This window comes from Agrobacterium bohemicum (assembly GCF_001562555.1).
Classification (GTDB): Bacteria; Pseudomonadota; Alphaproteobacteria; order Rhizobiales; family Rhizobiaceae; genus Agrobacterium; species Agrobacterium bohemicum.
Genome location: NZ_KQ961030.1, coordinates 251589 through 269455, shown reverse-complemented (window position 1 = coordinate 269455; position 17867 = coordinate 251589). Strand labels below are relative to the sequence as shown.

General features: G+C 53.2%; 15 protein-coding genes and 1 pseudogene. 5 read left to right on the top strand and 11 right to left on the bottom strand.

The genetic code is table 11. From position 1 onward, the window contains the following. Positions 1 to 272: 272 nt before the first annotated feature. The 5 genes from ATO67_RS14785 to ATO67_RS14765 form a co-directional block, all read right to left on the bottom strand. A complete protein-coding gene (locus ATO67_RS14785) occupies positions 273 to 875 on the bottom strand; it encodes a GNAT family N-acetyltransferase (RefSeq protein WP_245303991.1) in 603 nt (200 codons plus the stop codon). Between the two features lie 251 nt (positions 876 to 1126). Further along, positions 1127 to 1600: a nuclear transport factor 2 family protein gene (locus ATO67_RS14780; protein ID WP_067650660.1), complete on the bottom strand. Its 474-nt coding sequence runs from the start codon at positions 1598 to 1600 to the stop codon at positions 1127 to 1129. Beyond that, complete coding sequence (locus tag ATO67_RS14775; protein ID WP_067650656.1) at positions 1597 to 2220, bottom strand: pyridoxamine 5'-phosphate oxidase family protein; 624 nt, start codon at positions 2218 to 2220, stop codon at positions 1597 to 1599. Before ATO67_RS14775 ends, ATO67_RS14780 begins: the two co-directional genes overlap by 4 nt. 87 nt (positions 2221 to 2307) lie before the next feature. Next, complete coding sequence (locus ATO67_RS14770) at positions 2308 to 3294, bottom strand: MBL fold metallo-hydrolase (protein ID WP_067650653.1); 987 nt, start codon at positions 3292 to 3294, stop codon at positions 2308 to 2310. 120 nt (positions 3295 to 3414) lie between these two features. Further along, positions 3415 to 4134, bottom strand: coding sequence for an alpha/beta hydrolase (locus ATO67_RS14765; RefSeq protein ID WP_067650651.1), 720 nt, complete (start codon positions 4132 to 4134; stop codon positions 3415 to 3417). A 342-nt stretch (positions 4135 to 4476) separates the two neighbouring features. Here ATO67_RS14765 and ATO67_RS14760 point away from each other — a divergent pair, with 342 nt between their 5' ends. Together ATO67_RS14760 and ATO67_RS14755 are read left to right on the top strand one after the other, a co-directional pair. Further along, positions 4477 to 6342 carry a PAS domain S-box protein gene (locus ATO67_RS14760; RefSeq protein WP_106404966.1) on the top strand — a complete coding sequence of 622 codons (1866 nt, stop codon included), beginning with the start codon at positions 4477 to 4479 and terminating at the stop codon, positions 6340 to 6342. Beyond that, positions 6332 to 6952 carry a response regulator transcription factor gene (locus ATO67_RS14755; RefSeq protein ID WP_067650643.1) on the top strand — a complete coding sequence of 207 codons (621 nt, stop codon included), beginning with the start codon at positions 6332 to 6334 and terminating at the stop codon, positions 6950 to 6952. Before ATO67_RS14760 ends, ATO67_RS14755 begins: the two co-directional genes overlap by 11 nt. A gap of 6 nt (positions 6953 to 6958) precedes the next feature. On the opposite strand, the pseudogene ATO67_RS22465 reads toward ATO67_RS14755, so the two are convergent. After that, positions 6959 to 7717: pseudogene (locus tag ATO67_RS22465) on the bottom strand (IS5 family transposase). 444 nt (positions 7718 to 8161) lie between these two features. Between ATO67_RS22465 and ATO67_RS14740 the strand changes: the two are divergent. The 3 genes from ATO67_RS14740 to ATO67_RS14730 all read left to right on the top strand — a co-directional run bounded on the left by ATO67_RS14740 (position 8162) and on the right by ATO67_RS14730 (position 11054). Continuing rightward, on the top strand, positions 8162 to 9127 hold the full coding sequence (locus tag ATO67_RS14740; RefSeq protein ID WP_245303990.1) for a DNA cytosine methyltransferase: 966 nt from the start codon (positions 8162 to 8164) through the stop codon (positions 9125 to 9127). Positions 9128 to 9160: 33 nt separating this feature from the next. After that, positions 9161 to 10033 (top strand): NaeI family type II restriction endonuclease, encoded by an 873-nt coding sequence (locus ATO67_RS14735; protein WP_067650638.1) that lies wholly within the window; start codon positions 9161 to 9163, stop codon positions 10031 to 10033. Positions 10034 to 10574: 541 nt separating this feature from the next. Further along, positions 10575 to 11054, top strand: a complete 480-nt coding sequence (locus tag ATO67_RS14730; RefSeq protein ID WP_067650635.1) for a hypothetical protein — start codon at positions 10575 to 10577, stop codon at positions 11052 to 11054. A gap of 67 nt (positions 11055 to 11121) precedes the next feature. Here ATO67_RS14730 and ATO67_RS14725 read toward each other — a convergent pair whose 3' ends face one another. The 5 genes from ATO67_RS14725 to ATO67_RS14705 form a co-directional block, all read right to left on the bottom strand. Further along, complete coding sequence (locus ATO67_RS14725) at positions 11122 to 11859, bottom strand: DCL family protein (protein WP_067650632.1); 738 nt, start codon at positions 11857 to 11859, stop codon at positions 11122 to 11124. 41 nt (positions 11860 to 11900) lie between these two features. Further along, positions 11901 to 14507 carry a DEAD/DEAH box helicase gene (locus ATO67_RS14720; protein ID WP_067650621.1) on the bottom strand — a complete coding sequence of 869 codons (2607 nt, stop codon included), beginning with the start codon at positions 14505 to 14507 and terminating at the stop codon, positions 11901 to 11903. Further along, positions 14504 to 15463: a HamA C-terminal domain-containing protein gene (locus tag ATO67_RS14715; RefSeq protein WP_067650747.1), complete on the bottom strand. Its 960-nt coding sequence runs from the start codon at positions 15461 to 15463 to the stop codon at positions 14504 to 14506. The genes ATO67_RS14720 and ATO67_RS14715 overlap by 4 nt, the downstream gene beginning before the upstream one ends. Before the next feature lie 141 nt (positions 15464 to 15604). Then, positions 15605 to 16519: a hypothetical protein gene (locus ATO67_RS14710; RefSeq protein ID WP_158667365.1), complete on the bottom strand. Its 915-nt coding sequence runs from the start codon at positions 16517 to 16519 to the stop codon at positions 15605 to 15607. Next, positions 16480 to 17772 carry an ATP-binding protein gene (locus ATO67_RS14705; RefSeq protein ID WP_158667364.1) on the bottom strand — a complete coding sequence of 431 codons (1293 nt, stop codon included), beginning with the start codon at positions 17770 to 17772 and terminating at the stop codon, positions 16480 to 16482. The genes ATO67_RS14710 and ATO67_RS14705 overlap by 40 nt, the downstream gene beginning before the upstream one ends. Positions 17773 to 17867: the final 95 nt, after the last annotated feature.

Below are 17867 nucleotides of genomic sequence, written 5' to 3'. Positions count from 1 at the left end.
CACGCTGACAATCATCCGGCCAAGCCCGGAATACGCCGTGGATGTCATAAGCTACACCACGCTGCGGGACACGATCGGGTGGACCCTCCACTTTGATCTAGTGCTGCAATCATTCCCGATGCTGAAGTCAGCCGGGCGGCCATTTCTTTGCGGGCTTCCGTATTCATTCGTACTTTCCCTTCTTCAGATCGTACAGAAATTTCGAGGAGTGACTCAGCGAGGAGGCACCGTACGTCCTTCCGCCAGTGCTGCCCGGGGGGCAGATCGCTATCTCACAACTTAAAGCTCTTGCGGTGATATGCGTGCCGGAAGCCTACTTTCCTAAGGTTATCGAAGGAAATATTGGGTTCTCCGACTGCAGGTGCCAATGTCTCGACGGCAAATGTCGACACGTTGTTGCCGAGCCCATGTTCGATACGACTTTTAATGAGCGCCTTTTGAATACCGCGATTTCGAAATTCCGGAAGTGTGGTGCCGCCGCCTAGCCATGCGTAGGTTCCAGACTGGTACATGGTGGCAGTACCGACTGGATTGTCACCATCCAAGGCGAAAAAACACGACCAGCCTACCTTTCCGACGATTGCTGACCACAACCTCGTCAGGGTCGATGGAAAGTTAAAGCCTTTGCACACCATCGATCCAAAGAGCGCGGCTTCCTCAACATGAACGAGTCGCGTTCGGATCGAGTTGGCCTCCGAAAGGTTCGCTGATGAGCCGTCGTAGACAAGTTTCGCCCAACCGACACCATGTTCAAGCAGACCCTTGGCGAGGATCCAGTCTTTAGTTCCGGCTGGAGCGCGGTCCATATTTATCTGAAGAAACCGGTTTCCGCTCCTCCCATTCATCCACCCATAGGCTTCCTCAAGATCATTCACGGAGTTTAGCCCGAGTACACGGTTCAGACCGATGGCTGGCGCGCTTGGCAGCGATATTGCGCATCCACCGTTGATGGGAAGGCATTCAAAATGCTCTTCGGATTTGAGCGTTGACGGTGAGACATTGTAAAGATCGAGGAAGGCTTTGACCTCGATAGCCTCTTCTTCTGGCGGAGATGAACGTTGTGAAAAATGCGAATTCAAAATGACCATGTGGCTGTCTTCGACTGATGGAAATGGAAACTACGCGATCAGAAACCAAGCTCGCTGAGCCCCGGGTGATCGTCGGGCCGACGACCGAGGGGCCAGTGAAAGCGACGGTCTTCAACGCGGATTGGCAGGTCGTTGATGCAGGCGTATCTCTTGCGCATCAGGCCACTATCATTGAACTCCCAGTTCTCGTTGCCGAAAGATCGGAACCAATTGCCGCTGTCGTCATGCCACTCATATGCAAACCTGACGGCAATCCTGTCGCCGCCGAACGTCCACAGCTCCTTGATCAGACGGTAGTCGAGCTCCCGACGCCACTTTCCTGAAAGGAAAGCGATGATAGCCTCCCTGCCACTAACGAACTCGGCGCGGTTACGCCACTGACTATCAGCCGTGTACGCCAACGCAACCCTGCCCGGGTCCCTGCTATTCCAGCCATCTTCGGCAAGCCGCACCTTGTCGGCAGCAGTCTCTGATGTAAACGGCGGTAGAGGCGGTCTTTGAGCGTTGGTCATTCGGATTTACCTTCTAATCTTGCCCGCAACGCTGCATTTTCAGCTTCGAGCTGTTGCAGCTTCTGACGTAGTGGTGCGACTGCTTGCTCAACTTGCTGTTCGGTGTAGCGGGGGATGATGTGCTGGGGGCAGTTCCAGTCGTATGCTTCGAGCCGAAGCTTGAATATCCGCTCTGCACGGCCCCTATACGTCGGATCGGATACGAGGTCCGTTAGCGATGGATCGGCGTCGAGCGTCAGCCGCTCGACGTGGGCATAGACTTTGAGCCGGGTCCGTCGGACATAGTCCATGAGAAACAGACAGGCGCGGTCGTTGGCTGCGAAATTCCCTGCGCTGATGTATTGGCGGTTTCCGCGATAGTCGGCAAATGCCATTGTTTGGGGATCAACGACCTTGAGGAAACCGGCTTTCCCTCCGCGATGTTGAACATATGGCCAACCCGTCTCTGACACAGATGCGATATAGAAGCTGTCGCGCGTGGCGATGAAAGCGATCTCATTCTCCGTCAAAGTATCCGATGGCCGATCGTTCTCGCCCAGCCATATCTGGTCCACCCCCATATCCGCCTGCGCGGCTCGGACGCTTGGCGTGACGGCGACTTCCAGAAAGTGGTACGGCATACCTCGTCTCCATACTTGAGTAGGCCCGCATCAGCGAACAATGCGGGCCTTGATCTATCTCAGCTACCTAAATCCCCGGCTACAGCATCAGTCTTGCAAAGCCCAGTCGGCGACTTCCCAGCGCATCTGACCACGATCTGAGACCACACGACCAAGACCTGGGAACGGCATGTGTGTCGCAGCAATCAGGGCGCCTTCCGAGGCAGCTTGTGGGAGGAAGCGATCGCGCATCGCTTTCGCAGCAGCCTGATCCTGTTCGAACAGGAAGAAGACGTCCGTTGCAGCAGGATGGACGACCGGGAAAATCATGTCGGATACCATGATCAGGCTCTTGCCGCCGTCCTCGATTCGGACTCCGATATGGCCAGGCGTATGGCCGGTTAGGTCGACAATCGAGACGCCAGGAACGATTTCACGCTCTCCGTCGATGGCTTGTAGCTTCGGATAGAGGCGGACCACCTCTTCCGCCATCTTGAAGCTGGGCTGCAGAAAGTCAGGCGCGCTATTTCGCTTAGCCCGGTCAGTCCAGTGCTTGACGTCGCGACGGTCTACATAGACCTCGGCATTCGGATAATTGTTCTTACCGCCGAGAACCAGACCGCCCATATGGTCCTGGTGCATATGCGTCACGATAACCGCATCGATATCGCTCGGCTTCAGACCGAGCGTGGCCAGCGCCTGCGGGAGATGTCCGGTTTCCCCGATAGAACCTGCAGCACCGGCATCGATCAGGATGCGTTGCTTACCGTCTTCAACGAGGTATTGATTGAACAGAAAACGAACCCCGCCGGATCTGCCCGTAAACTGGGCGTTTGCGGCCTTTTCCACTTCGGGGGCCGAGCGTCCCGGGAAGTAGGTGTAGGGCATATCAGCATATCCATCCGTCAGCGCAGTTACCGTGAAACGGCCGATATGTATCTGTGCAAACGGCGTTGTTACGACCGGTTTTCCGATAGCTTTGGGTGTTGCGGCCTGGGCAGTCAAGTCGCCTAGCAGACTTTCGCCGAAAAGGGTTCCTCCAACGAGACCAAGAGGCAGAGCGCTCGCGAAAGCGCGGCGTGACAGCTGAGGCATGCCATTCTCCTCGAGTTCAGTCAGTGATATTTGCGATGTCTGTGAGCGTGTAAGATTAAAAAAGTTGCGCATGATATTCCCCCAGTGGTGATTGATGTGCGCAGCCGCTGACGCTCAGCATCAGTTAGGCTGGTTTGGCTTAGCTGCGGTTCTGATGAGCGCTGCGACTTCTTCAGGCTGGGACAGCATTACTGCATGGCTGCTGCTGACCTTTACGACCGTGGCTCCTGCGCGCGCGGCCATCGCTGCCTGCGCTTGAGCGGGTATCATTCGATCTTCCGTTGCGAGCAGGTAGAAGGATGGCTTGGATTTCCATGCCGCAGAGGTGATCTTGCTCTGGACGGCTTCAAGGCCCCAAGGCCTCTGGGCGGCACCCATGAACTGCGCTTCTGCGGGGTCTATGTCGGCCGAGAATGCGGCCGCAAACTTCTGCGGATCGAGTTTGATGAAGCCATCCTTCGGCGGAAGGAGTGGGGCTTTCTCTGCACCAGGAACCTCTTGCGAAGCAAGGTCGAAGACGGATTCCCCAACGTCGGGAACGAAGGCTGCCAGATAAACGAGACCGAGTACCTTTTCTTCGCTCCCGGCTTCTGTAATCACGGCGCCACCATACGAATGTCCCACGAGCACGACTGGATGTTTCGCCTCGGCGATAACGCTTTTGGTGCGCTCTACATCCTGCTCGAAGGTTACGGCAGAGTTCTGAACAACAAGAACCTCATAGCCTTCCTGCAACAAGGTGTCATAAACCCTTCGCCAACCGGAGGCATCCACGAACGCGCCGTGCACAAGCACTACTGAAGCGGTTCTGGATAGGGGGGCAGAAGAATCTAGGGCCATTGGGCGAACTCCTGAGTAACATCATCTGACAGATCTTTCGCCGAAAGCTCAACAGCGTCGGGCCTTTGGGTGGCAGTAGGTTTGCCGTCAATGAGTGATTTTGCCCTGAGTACGCAGGCGTGCCTCACTCGCTTGAATGTATGTGTAGGGCTGATGAGGCCAACTCTCAATTGAGACCATGGTCATTTTCGACTAGACGAAGGGACTGCAAAAATAGACAAAGGTCTATCAATCTTAGCTAACGCAGCGCGGCGGAAAAGCGTAGTTTCAGTCCCGGGCCAGCATTGCAAGCAGCCGGGGGTCAACTTGGAATACAAAACACACGCTGACGAGATCATCGACATGATCCCGGCAATGGCTTGGTCGACAACATCGGATGGAATGCTGGATTTCGCCAACCAGCACTTCCTCGAATACGTCGGTCTGCCACTCGCAGACATTGCCGGAGAAAACTTTTACCGCCTTTTCCATCTCGATGACATCCATCATCTGGGTACGGAATGGCTCAAGATCATGACTTCCAAGATAGCAAAAGAAGTCGAGGGTCGACTTCGGCGCGCAGACGGAGAGTTTCGCTGGTGTAGTTTGCGGCAAAAGCCGCGCTTTGATTCAGACGGCAACGTTGTCAGATGGTACGGTGTGGTTCTCGACATTGAGGACCGCAAACGTGCTGAAGATGCGCTCAGGGAAACCAAGGCCGCGCTCGCAGCGAGCGAGGAGAACCTTCGACTCATAATCGACTCGCTTCCTGTCCTCGTCTGGTCGGCCCGACCCGATGGCAGTGCGGACTTCGTCAACAAGAGCTGGTTGGATTACGCCGGACTGTCTGCTGACCGGATTCTCGACTGGGGCTTTCTGGACCTCTACCACCCTGATGACATCCCTGAGATGGTCGAGATCTGGAAGAGAGACCTCGAGCATTCTGACCATACCCAGCTGAAAGGGCGCATTCGCGGCGCGGATGGCGAATATCGATGGTTCTATTTCTCGGGCCGGAAGCTTACCGATGCCAACGGAGTTGTGCGTTGGTTCGGGGTAAATATCGACATTGAGAACCTACAGTGCGCAGAAAACGCCCTTCGCTACAGCGAGACAGCGCTTAGGGAGAGCGAGCAGAAGCTCAACCTCGTCATAAATACGATACCTGCTATGGCGTGGTCATGCACGCCGGATGGACAACTTGAATACTGGAACAAGATCTTCATAGATTTTGTCGGCTTGCCAATCAAGGACCTCGAAGGCTTCGGTTTCTATCAGGTGTTTCACCCTGACGATGTTGAGCGTATGCGCAAAAGTTGGGAAGAAATCGTCGCCACCAAACGGCCTCATCCAGTAGATGCTCGCATCAGACGGTTCGACGGAGAATACAGGTGGTTCAACCTACGACAAAATCCACTTGTCGATTCGGACGGAAACGTTTTGCGTTGGTATGGTGTGGTCGTTGATATCGAAGATCGCAGACGCGCAGAAGAATCCCTTCGTCAAAGCCAGGCGGATCTGGCACACGTTACGCGCCTGACCACAATCGGCGAATTGGCGGTGTCAATAGCACACGAGATCAATCAACCGCTGATGGCTATCGTGACAAACGCCGGCACCTGCCTGCGTTGGCTCAAGGACGGGCACACGGATTTTGAGCAAGCGCGACTGGCCGCAGAACGCATTGTGCACGACGGCCACCGCGCTGGCGAGATTGTCGCCGGCATACGCGCAATGGCGCAGAGAACTCCGGTCCGGCTCGAGAAGACCGACTTCAATAAGGCGCTTCGCGACGTGTTGTTCCTCTTGAGGGAACAGTTGCAATCGAGCGGAGTACAAGTCACAACAGGTCTCGCATCCGAGCCACTCTATGTGCTAGGCGACCGTACCCAGCTCCAGCAGGTTCTTCTGAACCTGATTTTAAATAGCGCTGAGGCCATGCAGCCTGACAACGCTGCAATCATCAGTGTTAGATGCATCGATGGAAAGGACGGCGACGTTGAAATCTGCATTTCCGATACGGGGCCGGGAATACCACAGGAAAACTTCGATCGCATCTTCGAAGCTTTCTACACCACAAAGCTAGATGGCATAGGAATGGGGCTTTCGATTTGCCGTTCCATTGTTGAGGCCCACGGCGGCCGCATTTGGGCCGCGACCAACCATCCGCGAGGCTCCTCGTTTTGGTTCACACTCACCAAGTTCGAGGGCAAAACTGTTGATAGATGATAAAAGGAACAGACGACCAACCGTTATAATCATTGATGATGACCAAAGCGTGCGCGACGCGCTGAAGGGACTCTTTGAATCCGTAGGGCTAATCGCCGAAACACATGGCTCCGTCAAAGAATTCATGGTCGCGGACGATCCCGAGAAGGCGGGCTGCATTGTGCTCGACATCCGCCTACCCGGGCAAAGCGGCCTCGAGTTCCATGAAGTTTTGGCCCAAAGTGACATTCCTAGGTCCGTCGTTTTGATAAGCGCTCACGTTGATGTCCCAATGGCAGTGCGAGCTATGAAGGCGGGTGCCATCGACGTACTGACTAAACCAGTCCGTGAGCAGGATCTGCTCGAGGCGGTGAACCGCGCGATTGCTAACGATGCAACTCGCCGTAAAGAGAAAACCTCAAAAGCTATCACGCAATCTGCATATCTGTCACTGACAGACCGCGAACGGCAAATCATGGCTCTCGTCGTAACCGGGAAGCTTAATAAACAAATCGCAGCCGAGTTGCAGCTCGCCGAGCCAACCGTCAAACTCCATCGAGGCCATATGATGCAAAAGATGAAGGCCACCTCGGTCGCTCACTTGGTCAAGATGGCTGAAGGGTTGTTATAGGCTCAGCTAGGCCACGGACTCATTAGTTGAGGCGATCCATATCCTCGTCGCGGCAAGCTTGAGGGCAGCGAGATAGTTGTCGGCACGCCGGTCGTATCTCGTCGCGAGGCCTCGCATCTGCTTGATACGGTTGAAGAACCGTTCCACGAGATTGCGCTGACGGTAGACCCAGCGGCTGAAGCTGAATGTCTGCTTTCGATTGGCCTTTGCAGGGATATTCGCCCAGCACTTGCGTTGCTTGGCAAAGTTACGAATTGCGTCGGTGTCATACGCCTTGTCGGCGAGGATCGTCGCGCCGGGCCGCAGGTCGCTCAACAGCTTTTCAGCCATCGGTGCATCGGCGGCTTGGCCAGCGGTGAGTTCCAGCCGAACCGGTCGGCCACCGGCATCAACAAGCGCGTGGATTTTGGTTGTCAGGCCGCCACGCGAACGTCCCATGCAAGGATCGGTTGGCACCATGCTGGTGAACGCGAACGCAGGAGGAATCTATCATCACGATGTCTCCATCGTAACGCTTTGAAACCGCATCAAGAAGGCGTCCCAGACGCCAGCCTTGCGCCAACGCGAGAACCGATTGTAAAGCGTCGTGCGCGGACCATAGCGTTCCGGCACATCTCGCCAGGACGAACCCGTTCTGAAACGCCACAAGATGCCGTGGATCACTCGACGATCGACAACGCGTTTAATTCCACGGCTGTTGTTCGGCAAAAGCGGCTCGATGACCGCCCATTCCTCGTCGCTCAATTCGTGACGGCGCATGGCAATCTCCTTTCAAGGAGATTGAATCACACACCGTCAATAAGATGAACCCCGTTTATGGGGACACTTCCTAGCAGACCTGGGGGAAGCAGGAGCATGTTTCCATGCGTTTGAACGGATGTGAACCAGAGACACCCTGCAAAATTAGCTCAAACAACTGAAAACAATAAACTAAATCATCAATCTTTGATTTGGCATATCTCTTGAGTCTGTCTTTACTGATCGGCTGACCTCTCATCGCTCTGACTAATAAATTGCGTGAGAACCGTGTCCACGATGAGCAACATTCCTTTCCAATATCGCGAATGGCTTCCCGAGTGAGTTATCCTGTGGATTTCCGCAACTATCTCCCCGGCAAGCCCGACGACAGGTTAGAGCTACACATTGCGTTTGCACAGACCCGATGGTATCGGTTATTTGTTCTTTATTTGTTCTATTTGTGAGGTCGCGATGTTGTTATCATCTCTTGAGATGTGCGCGGGTGCTGGGGGCCAGGCTCGAGGACTCGAGCTCGCCGGTTTTGGTCATTCCGGTGTCGTTGAAATTGACAAGGATTGCTGTGCAACATTGAGATTGAATCGCAAGGACTGGACCGTTCATGAGGAAGACCTCAGCCTTTTCGATGGCCGTCGCTACAATGGTATCGATCTCCTTGCGGGCGGGCTGCCATGCCCCCCTTTCTCGATCGCAGGGAAGCAGCTCGGGGAAAACGACGAGCGAAATCTCTTTCCCGCAGCCATAAGGTTAGTGGACGAGACACGCCCCAAGGCGATCATGATCGAAAACGTTCGCGGGTTTCTTTCGGCGGTGTTTGAGGACTATCGCGGCTTCATTCGCTCGGAGTTGAAAAAGCTTGGATACGAGGCTCACTGGCGGCTTTTCAACGCGTCCGACTATGGTGTCCCCCAGCTCCGTCCACGCGTCGTGATAATCGCGTTGCGTGACGACATTAAGGATGTGTTCGAATGGCCTGCTCCCTCCCCGGTCGATGCACCCACTGTCGGCGACACACTGATTGATCTGATGGCTGCAAACAAATGGAAGGGCGCAAAGGCTTGGGCAAAACGCGCCAACGACGTCGCACCAACCTTGGTCGGCGGCTCCAAGAAGCACGGAGGTCCTGATCTTGGACCTACCCGGGCGAAGGCAGCATGGGCTACACTAGGTGTCAACGGAAAATCGATCGCGGAAGAAGCTCCGGAAAGGGATTTTGTCGGAATGCCGCGCCTGACTGTGCGAATGGCCGCTCGTATCCAGGGCTTTGATGACGCATGGTTGTTCCACGGACGAAAGACGGCCGCCTATCGCCAGATCGGTAATGCGTTTCCACCGCCTGTTGCAAGAGCCGTTGCGATCAAGCTTAAGCAGGCCATCGAAACGCGTACCATCTATCCGGTTTTGTCAGTCGCGCGTTAACGCTCTGATAACCTGGGATGGCGAACATCGTGCATGTCCAGCGCACCCCTTGATTCGTCTCATGAAGATTACCCCGTCCTTTTCGATATCGAGCAGACGCTGATTGGTTGTGCCGGCGGCGTCCGCGAGTTTTCCGAAATGGTGACGGTCCTTTTCCGGCAGGCGTTTGATGAAGTCATCGACGCTCCGCGCACCAACCGATTCACTTTGGCCGAGATCGAAAAGACCGAGAAAACCTACATTGGCACAAAGGTGGAAATTCTTCTGCGCAATTATTTGAAATTGCCTAAAGGAAGCATACTTGATGTGTGCGTGAACGGTGTGGAGGTCGATATCAAAATGACCACCGCTCGTGATTGGATGATCCCACGCGAGAGCATCGGCCGACCTGCTATTCTCTTGAAAGCTGACGAAAAGCGGGCTCTTTGCGATGTCGGTTTGATCATCTGCCGTCCGGGATATCTGAGAAGCAGTAACAATCAGGACAAGAAGGGCCAGATTGCCGCGGCCCATTACGTCAATATCTGGTGGATGCTGTATCGTGAGCCCTATCCAAAGAACTTTTGGGAAGTGCTACCTTTGACGGACCGCAACGCGATAATGGCGGCTGGCTCAGGGAAGTGGCGGCTTGCAACTCTGTTCGAACGGATCCAACGTCAACCGATCTCGCGAAGCCAGGTGCAGGCCATAGCGCAGCAGCACGACTACATGAAACGGCTTAGAAAAAATGGCGGTGCCCGCGACATACTGGGTCCGAAAAACATAGCAATCCTATGGGGCTCGAAAGATCGTGAATTGATCGAACGCTTCAAACTAGGGCCTATTACGGCGGACGAGTTTGTTTCCTATCAGGCCTTAACCGAAGACGACATCGCGCTTCTACGTTACCACGATCATATCGATTAACCATGGACCTCAATGGCAAGCTGGGTCTCCGCAGGTCCCACAAGTCTTGTTGGTTTCCATACGGAACTGAGCCGGTTGGGGTGAGGACGAAAACTTGGTCCACCAGGGGTAGTTCATTTACTCCTACGCAGACAGACTTCGGCCCGTTGAGCTTTACATCAGGCTTGGCAGTTCGCGCAATGACGAGATGAGTGACCGAAAGGAGAGCGCGAAGTTGCCATCGTCGTAAGAGGCAAATGACGGTGGATTGCACTTATTGGACCGATCCCTTGACCTATAACTAAAGAAAGCTATCAAACTGAAATCAATCAACAGCCGTTACCTGCCGATTGTCCTGGGCCGAAGGCGGCCGGACTCCTGTGGTACGCACATGGCGCACCAGGTGATCAATAGCGATGACGTTCGCATAGTGAGATGACACTCAAGAACTTATACCTGAACAAATTCAGAACATCGGCTTTGACAGCGGCAAAAAAACATGGATTACTGCAAGTTACGGCGCACATAGCCGATCTACTTTGCAAATCCAATAGGATAAAACATGGCCAAAGATGCAGCATTACTTTCTGAACTGCATAAGTTGATCGGACAACGGATAGATTCCGGGGTGATTGCGCAGCCAGGTCAGATTGTAGACGATGTTTTTAAAGGCAAACCGCTTAGTGGCTACCATTCAGATTTTTACAAAGCTTTCGCTAAGAAGCAATTGGTCAGTGTCGTTACCCAGATGCTCAAGCGCATCGGCATGAGCGATGACCCCGCATCTCCGCAAATGGCCTTTCCGGGCCATAGGCGTTTAGTCAAATCCTACCCGGTTCTTAGAAATGGTGAACGTGCTCTTGTGCCCCTAAGCCTCTGCACGCCGCTAGAACTCTCTAATCATATATCGCTTCTCCGGAAGCAGGCGAAAGGATGTGAAAATCACGCTGCCGAACTAGAGGAATACGTGGCCAGCAAAGTAAGTTTAGAAAAAGCAGAGGCGGTGAATCAACCAGTGCAACTTGCGCCCGAGTCGGCCTGAGTAGTAATGGTAACGAAGCGGACGGTGCCCTCTAGAAAGCACAATTAAGGGGGCATTAAAGTTGGTCCTAGCGAAGGCGTATTGGCCGCTGAATTTCGTTCGGACTATCGACCGTTCCTGCTTGAGGTCCGGCCGCCACGATCCGCAACACAGCAACGGAATTGTGGAAGGTGCGGAAGGCCTCGGCGTCTTCGATCTTAGCAAAACTTGTCGATATTTGTCTGTCCGCAGAAACAGTAAGTAGTCCCTCAGGAACCACATCAGACCACCCCCGCAACTCCTTGTAGTCGTTCACAATCGTAATGAATGCAGGATAGGCATGGTTTAGGCGGGCGTTCATGAATGAAACCAGTTCCCCGCTTATTTCACAAACTATACACCCATTTTCGTCAGAAAAGCTGTCGAACTGCTTTTCCTTTGCTCGTCGCAGATCTTTGCTCACGGCATTGTGGCAAGCGTCATAGAACTCCTGCATTTTCGGTTTCGCACTACCCGTGATCGCACTAATGTACGAGAAATCGGTATCCGTGCCATCAACGCGGTAGACCCAAAAACCTCGCGTTGGATAGCCGTTCACAAATGATTTTCTTTTTTCAAACCGATCGATACCCTTCCCAGTTTTCGATGGGCCTTCTGAGAGCAAAAGGTCATATCGCTCCAAGAGAGCACCTAAATCGAAGTGATCCTCGGGATCGGTGATGGTCTCTCCATCATCGTAACGGGCAAGCATCTCCTTGAAATGCTGTTTAGCCGCCAATTGGGTTTTCCAAGACTTGCCATTCGATAACTCCACACCCTTCGCCATGTTTTCCTCCCAGAACGTTAAGCGCAATGCTGCGGACGGACTTAGGTAGTTCCCATTCCCAACATTTTCTCCCTGACTTCTCGCAGTATAATGACAGGAATGTCCATACCATCTAGCTCCCGGTTGTGGGTTTGTACCCACTCCAAACATCCAGACTTGTCAAAGTCGTCTCGAACAATTTTCTCGTATAATGCAACAGCACTCATTCTAGAGAGGCCGAGTTCCATCAAAGACAAAAGAGTCTTACTGGAGACCCCAAACTCCAGCGCTACACCAATATCGAGGTCATTGTCGATCAGGTCACTTCGGCCCACCTCATTCAAAAAGAGTTGGAGAATATCAAGATATGCTGCTAAGTATTTGGGAGCACGAAAGCGCGCCGTTTGCTCAACGAGATCCATTGTGTCGCGAATAAGCTTTGGCAGCTTATATTCAACACCGTTTCGTTGATGCCATTCGATGCGCTTCCTAATGATTGCTGAAAGAGAGAGCCCTTTAAGCCACTCAATAACAATCAGAGCATGCAGCTTGAGGAGACCAGGCGGCTGGAAAGCCGGATAAAGATGCTCATTCACGAGTGTAAATGCATCGACCACACTATCGTAATCATCCGCGCTTCCCGGCGGGGAGATCAGCAGATTCTGAACATCTCCTGAGTAGGCACGGAAGGCGGCCAGAAGGGCTTGCATCCCTACAGCGCTAACCCCTGGATGCCGTATCGCGATATCCGCAGGGATCGAAATCTCCGCCGCCAAGATACCTAACTGCGCGTTGATGTTGGTCAGATCGTCAGGATTTTGCCGCTTCGCAAAGTCCGCCTCTGCAATCGAACCTAGCCGCAGATAAGTGGTGAGAAGATAAGCTCCAACTTGCTCCAGCTGTGGGTGGTCCAAAAGTTCGCGCTCGGTTGCCATCGCACGGTTAGACAGAAAGTCAACCATCCGACCACCGGCGCTCAAGACAGCGTCAGTTTCCCTCTTTATCGGGTATCGCGCACGGCTCGGAACTCCAGTTGGCCAAGCGTCAGTGTCGTCAGGATCAATACAGATAATGTTCCCCTGAAATTCATCTCCCCAGCGGCCAGCTCGGCCGGCCAGGTTCCAAAAATCATGAGGTTCCATCGGCTTGCCTTTCCCCTTGCGCGGCCCTCTGACTACGATGGTTCGGCATGAAAGGTTGACGCCTTCGATCAGTGTTGAAGTGCAGACTAGGAAGCGGAGTTTACCTTCTCTGAAAAGACGCTCCACCTCCATCCTGATGAGCGAGGGCATGTTACCGTAGTGAAACGCTACACGCTTCTCTACGAGTGCAGCGAGACCGTAGCTACGATGAACGCCTTTTCGTGCCAAATCTGCAAGCGCGGAGAGTTCGACGTCAACGGTATCAGTCTGCTCAACGAGCTGACTGATAAGAAAGGCAACTTCTTCCGCTTCAGCAGCACCGTTGGTGTAAACGAGGGTACCACCTCGCGCGCCAGCTGCCGCAGCGATAAACGCGAGGCGCTTCCTTAACCCATCTGGCTTGTTGGGAAGCCTGAGAATGCCGAGACTGCGATGCTCAAGCCCTTGTCGTAAATGAAGATGCCATTCTTTAGGGCGTCTTGGGACGTGTGTGGCTGTAACAAGATTCTGGAGGACGGTCGGGACATCACTGTCAACAGCAAGGGTCGGAATTCCGATAGGTGCGTCGTCCAGTAGCTCGCCAGGATTCTGAGTTGCCGGACTTATAAAGACGACGCGCATCGAAACGTTAGCACGAGAAACCCTCTCGATAGCATCCTGCAATACAACACCGCGTTGATGATCTCCGATTTTGTGAGCCTCATCGACAACCAGCAAATCAACCAAAATTTCATCGCCCAATAGATTGGCGAGCAGGTGCAAGCGTTCCTGAGTGAACACTAGGACCAAGCCATTCTTTTTAGCAACGGCGTCTAAATACTTTTGTCTAATCGGCAAGGACGAGACATCAATGTTATCCAGTCCCATGCCCTTCAGAACACTTTTGAGACTTTCTTCAATCTCAGTTACGAGTGCACGCGTTGGTGCGAGATAAACAACAATGTTTGCTTCATTCACGCGAATGCGGTCGATGAGCCATTGGAGGACCAGAAATGTTTTACCAGAAGCGGTAGGGGCGGACGCCGACATCCAAGACTTTTCACCGGTGGCTCCGGACCAAAAGCTGTGCTGGAATTCATTGACGGACAGTCTTGCTCCAGTTGCCTCAAGAAGGACAGAATTCGCGATTTTACGGCGCTGCAATTCTAGGCGTTGCGATACCCCTAGGCGCCCCTCCAGATCCGGCACCAAGCGCTCGCGACCTAGGGCGAGATCAATTGTTCGTTGATTAGAGAGTTTGTCCAGCAATATCGCCCCGGCGTCACGCACCACAGAACTGGTCTCGAGCGTCAATGCAGCTGTCGCAATGCGCAAAACGGCTTCTTGGCATGCCCGAGATTTTGAACGTGCAAGGATACTCCCTGCGAGCAGCATCCTCTCCCAGTCTATAATCTGCGCATTTTCAGCAATATTCTCTTCCGCAATTAGGTTATCGATTTCAGCGACTACCGTAAGCTTCGTCAGAACGGCTAGCTCTTCTTTCACCCCCTCCTCAAGCAACCATTGCTGCAAATCTTCTTGGCTCATCGAGTTCCCCCCAGCGCCTCAAGGAAATTTGCGCGAAATTCATCTGCCGATGGTATGGGAACGCAGAAGAACTCGATTTCAAACTGGTCAAGCTTTTCAAGCTTTAGACGATTGCCAACGTTAGTCGACCACCGTATCAATTCCTTCTTTGCGGCTACGACCAATTCTTCTGATACAATTTTACTTCCATCAGCAGGATAGATGTCCGCATCAAATCCTATCAACGCCAACCCGCAGTATTGCACTCGGTTAGAGAGCGGAGACTGTCGATTGAAATATAGTTTGAATGCCTCTGTTAGCGACTTATCGCTCAAATCCGCTTTATCGCTCAGCAAGACAAGATCTCTTTCGCGCTCTGCACCTTCATGATCCTCCTCTGCCAGGAACGGTGCAAGTGATGCAAGGCAGTCACGGATCGCGGTAGTGGCATCTCCATAGACCTTTGACTCACCCCAATAGAGCTTTAAAAGCCCTTCAGCGGTAACACCAGCATAAACACCATCTGCTCCATGGTAGTGCATGCGGGTGTCAGTCTTGAGATCCATTTTGCATAAGATCTGCGGGATCTTGAGAAACCTCTCGGCAAGAAGAAAAAGAAGCAACTCGCCGCCTTCGCCTGTTTTCTCAAGATCGGTAAAGACCGTACACGCCTGCCGATGGATCTCGGCGACCGCACTGCTTGATCGATATTTGAAATCCCGCTCTCTCGCCTGTTGAAGTTTGGATCGGGGAATTGCGTAGTCTGCGACCGCATTTCGCATAAACTCGGCGAGCCTTTTCGGGCGGACTCGGCCATTGCCGTCGACTGTAAGACAGTGGCAGTGGATTTTTACATTGTGTCCATCGATGACCACATCGCGCTCAACCAGCTGCAAATGAACGCCAAGCTCCTCTGGGTCACCAGCGAGAATGTTTACCAGATCGTCGGCATTGATTTCAGACAGGCTAAACCTCATCGCGAACAACAAAATCGTGGAATCGAATCACTGAACCTGTGCCATTGAAACAACTTCTAATTTTGAATTGCTAGGGACTTTTACTTTTCCGACCAGTCCTCCCGTAATATTATGTTCAATCTGACGACAATATTCGGCGATCTATCTGGCTGGCTTGAGGTATCGGTCCACATCCAGGTAAATTTCCCAGGCCTTTTGCGGCGTCGTCTTTGCCAGCGCTAAATACGCCCGCGCACATGCCGCTTGTGGCGAAAGATTTGAAGTAATCGTATCGATATCACGATACGCGGCCGATTGAACGGCCGGATCTTGATCACTAGTCAATCGGATTGTTTTGAAGAGCTCTCGGATTACTCGAGCACGATCTGCTAGAAGCTCTTCGCGATCATTCAAGCTGAAAAAATCAATCGTAACCTGGGCCCTGATCTTTTCAAGCCCAGTGGCGTGAATAGGTTTTGCAATGACGCCTTCAAACGTGATGAACAGCTCTGGATTGTCGCCGAGTGACCCGTGAGGGAAAAGCAGTAAGGGAGTCTCTGAGGCGTTCAGCGTAGCAATGTCCGTCGTCGCCACCCCTCGAGGTCCGAGGATGGGAAAATAGTCTCGCTTTCGATCAGAATTGCAGCCCTTGCAGGCGCAAGCATAATTCTCAACATCATAAGCCAGCCAATAATAACCCGTGTTGCTCGGTACGCCGGTTCCAAATGCGTACGTTAATTTTGGCGTTCGTTTGGGATAGGGCCAGTTCGTCACCCTCCCCTTTGGGCGAAAATGCTCCACATCATGTTCTGACTTGCCGGTGAGTTTTCCGCCGAGGACACGCTCACAAAAAACACACTTATCGTGCTGCAGGTCCATAAAGACCGTTTTGACATCGCTCCAGATAGAAGCGTCTTCTTGGAATTTTCCGGCTGCGATAAACGCATTGCGCCTCGTCGCAGCCCGCGTGCGCCAACCGGCATCGACGGCATCAACGCGGGCTTCCAATTCAGCCTTCGACAGAACCGCATATCGGATCACAATGCTTTGCTCCGCTCGCCAAAACTCTTCAACCATTCTGGCGCATCCCCTGCCTCTGGAGGGTCCTCGCCGCCGCCAGCCGATGCGCCTCTAAGAAAGGCCAACGCTGCACCTCTCTCGCCGCGCTCAGCTGCCTGCGAAAGATCGCGCAATTTGTCAGCAAATTCCGGATCTCTAGACGAATCCAAACCGAAGACCTCGGAACGCAGCAGTTGATCGGCGCTCAGTCCGAACGTTTCTTCCTCTGGCCTTCGCACCTCGGGCGTGGGCCCGCTGCCCAGCATCACGTTGTAGATATTGGAGCGCTCCAATGTGCTTACCAGTAGTGGACTATGCGTCGTGAAGATGAACTGAATATTCTTCAACGTGCGCGACAGAGTTGGGATGAGTGTCCGCTGCCAGGCAGGATGAATATGCAAGTCGACTTCGTCGACCATTACCACACCACGGCTCTCTACTAGCTTAAAGCCAGACGGTGCACCCATGCAAAGGTGGTAGAGCAGGTCTCCAATCCAGCCGATATACAAACGATAGCCGTCGGACAGCGCGGAGTACGGCAGCCTTAGCGTTCTATAACCGAAAAGGTACTCGCCACCTTCGAGCTCTTCAGTGAAAGAAATCGACGGAGGCATCAGACGTTTGAGCAGATTGGCAACTTGCTTGTAACGCCCTGGGTTCTCATCACGCCATCTTGGGAGCCATGCGCTGATTGGTGTTAGTGCGAAATGCTCTTCGAATAGTGATGCAACTCGTTCGTATCGCACTGCGCGCGCCTTACGTCGGCTCGCCAGATCATTCGCAGACAACACCTCGGTCCGCCTTGTGGCCCCGTAGCCAACGAAAAAGAAAGCGCTATTGTCATCTTCAAAGAACTGCTCATCGACGACATCTGTCGAAGGCTGCAGAAACTCAATATCTCCACGACGTAGGATCTGCGCGGCGAAAGTCGAAGCATTACCATCCCGCCCTCCGTCTTGCTGATGCAGGACTACTTCCGTCGATACCTCCGCGCTTTTCACCTGCCCGCGTGCAGATCTACGGATAAGCGAGCGCGGTCGATAGCCCGATGATGGGGCGATAGGAGACATCAGGGACAGCGCTACCGCACTCAAAAGAGTACTTTTCCCCGACCCGTTGTTGCCCAGAAACACGTTCACGTTGTCCAGCCGAGGTGGCCAACGCGAAACGTCCTCAAAAGATTCGTTCTGCTCGCGGCCAGGATAAAGAAGATCCACTTCCGCCGTTCGAAAGACCCGAAGATCACGGATTTTTAGACGTCTAACGTACATTTTGACCTCACGGGTGCCGAACTCAGACCTTAGCAAAAAAGTGCACATTTGCACAGTAGTCGCCGTCGATCGTCAAGTTTCGATACAAAAACGCT